Origin of the sequence: Mycobacterium hubeiense, from assembly GCF_002838065.1 — a bacterium.
In the GTDB taxonomy this organism is placed as follows: domain Bacteria; phylum Actinomycetota; class Actinomycetes; order Mycobacteriales; family Mycobacteriaceae; genus Mycobacterium; species Mycobacterium hubeiense.
In genome coordinates this window covers 1-1,537 of record NZ_PIZU01000106.1, presented here as the reverse complement: position 1 = coordinate 1,537, position 1,537 = coordinate 1, and the positions used below count along the sequence as shown (strand labels likewise).

General features: G+C 58.2%; 1 protein-coding gene and 2 pseudogenes. 2 read left to right on the top strand and 1 reads right to left on the bottom strand.

All coding sequences use genetic code 11. The features are described 5' to 3' along the window. Positions 1-169 precede the first annotated feature (169 nt). Both CWS39_RS28170 and CWS39_RS28165 read left to right on the top strand, forming a co-directional pair. Complete coding sequence (locus CWS39_RS28170; RefSeq protein WP_142386983.1) at positions 170-763, top strand: hypothetical protein; 594 nt, start codon at positions 170-172, stop codon at positions 761-763. A 298-nt stretch (positions 764-1,061) separates the two neighbouring features. Next, positions 1,062-1,235 (top strand): annotated as a pseudogene (locus CWS39_RS28165) (NAD(P)/FAD-dependent oxidoreductase); the annotation flags it as partial. Here the strand turns inward: CWS39_RS28165 and CWS39_RS28160 are convergent. Then, a pseudogene (locus CWS39_RS28160) lies at positions 1,234-1,537 on the bottom strand (hypothetical protein); the annotation flags it as partial. The pseudogenes CWS39_RS28165 and CWS39_RS28160 overlap by 2 nt on opposite strands.

Genomic DNA, 1,537 nt, shown 5'->3' with positions numbered 1-1,537 from the left:
TCGAACAAGTAGTTAGCCATAACTGAGACGGACCACTAGCCCTGAACCGGCCACACCCGAACCGATACCCGTTGAACACCACAAACCTACCGCGCCAGCCACTCATCCGCGCGACCGACGGACTACGATCTTGCTTTCCCTTGGTGGTGCGATGGTCAGCCTAATCGGTGTGGCACTCGGGTCAGGCGTTACTTTCCTGAACACCACTGAGACAATTGCGGCCCAGCAGGAACAATCGGTCGAACAATACCGACGCGATCAGCGTATTGATATCTATTCCAATCTATTGAAGGAAATGACGAACCTTCAAAACGCATCCGAAAGCGCCCGCTCTCGGCTTACGATCCTCAGACTTTCGCTACCTACGCCTGTAGAGGGCCAACCGCGTCCGACCCCTGCGGTTGCGGCGCAACTCGAGAAGATAGTTAGCGATTGGGAAGCTGCCTATCAAAGGCTCGACGGAACAATTTCAGACGCAGAGCTGTTTACCCAGGAATACGTCATTGATTTAGCGATGGTGTTCCGCGATAGGTTGGTTATCGATTTCTATGATGCCTACGGAAACGCATTCGCCGCAGCACGTCAACCTATTTCTGACGCAGCCGGGGACGCCGCCAGCCAACTCCGTGTAACCGCTGCTGCTGCCGCAGACATGGCTGGCACACCGTCGCCGTACGACATGGCACTCCTTGAGACGGCCATCCCTGATCTGAGAAACATGTACATCGATGCTGCGAAACGCGACTTGGGTCTTAACGATTGACGATCGATTTACCAAGACGACGGCGGCTGCAACCCTAGCTACGAGGTAAGGCTGTTTCACGGATGTCCGGCGCCGAGCACTGCACAATGTCAGACTCTACCTGTCAACAAATGGCCCGCCGCGGCCTCGACCTCCTCCGCAGCATGCGCCGCCAAGACACCATCGCCACCGGTGGCTCCATCGATGCCAATGGCTTGCAAATCGTAGTCAGCTGTCACGGCTAACAGGTCTCTCGGAGGAAGGCTGCAACTCAGGCTGCGCATTGAGAACCGATGCCGCGACTCAATCTGCATCGACTGAACTGATCGCCTGGAGCCACGGCCCCGGCAAAGCGCTCGGCCGCTTCGAAGTTCGCACCCCGCCCAAGACCCTCGACGAGATGTATGCCTGCGCCGCAAATGAATCCGAGCGACGCGCCATCCACGAGACACTGTTCGGCTCGGCGATGGACCTGACTTCGGACATTTGGCCTAGTACCCCGGTTTGATGCCGAGGTCGGTGAGAATCTTGCGTTGAGCATCGGGAATGGCTGGCGGGAATGTCTGGGTCGATCCGTTGATGTTGATGGTCGCGCTGCGTAGCGGCCGGAGTTGCTTGACGACCTTGGCGATTGACAGTCCGGTGCGCGACTGGATGGCGTGGGCCACGGCCAAAGCGGTGAACACGATCGTCAGGTGTGCCTCGATCGCCGCGCGGGTGTGGTGGAACATCGGCCGGCCACGAAGGTCGCTCTTGGACTGTTCGGAGGCATTCAGGGTGACCACGTGGGGGTAG